Origin of the sequence: Methanosaeta sp. UBA356 (assembly GCF_002496465.1) — an archaeon.
Classification (GTDB): Archaea; Halobacteriota; Methanosarcinia; order Methanotrichales; family Methanotrichaceae; genus Methanothrix; species Methanothrix soehngenii.
Map to the genome: position 1 here is coordinate 1 of NZ_DAKC01000002.1, position 428 is coordinate 428.

Sequence of the window (428 nt, forward strand, 5' to 3'; positions counted from 1 at the left end):
TTGCCCTTGGTCCCCTTCTCAATGGCATTGAAGATGAGCACGATCGCCGAGTCCAGATCGCTCTCTTTGACTGCTGCCAGCTCCTCGGGGGTGATGGAGGCATTGATGGAGTTATGGATGGCCCTGTCAGCCACTCCGATCTCTGTGGCATGCTTGACACCGAAGGCCCGCACCTCTGGGGCAGAGGAATCGATGAGGAAGGGATAATCGGATATGCCTACGAACCAGTCTATCTCTTTGGCCATGGCCTCATTGCTCTCGGCCACGATCTGGTTCATGCAGCTGTTTCCTGTAACCTCACTCATCTCTACCTGTGTATTCCAGAGCCGCTCTGCGGCTGCTACGTCAAAGACACCGTGCTCGGGGTCTGAGACTATCTTGTGCCTGGCATAGAACATGGTGCCAATGCAGCATGTGGGGTACTCGCC

The 428-nt window shown here is 55.6% G+C and carries 1 pseudogene; it reads right to left on the bottom strand.

Annotated features, from left to right (window positions below):
• Window positions 1–428: pseudogene (locus BP727_RS00065) on the bottom strand (tetrahydromethanopterin S-methyltransferase subunit H); the annotation flags it as partial.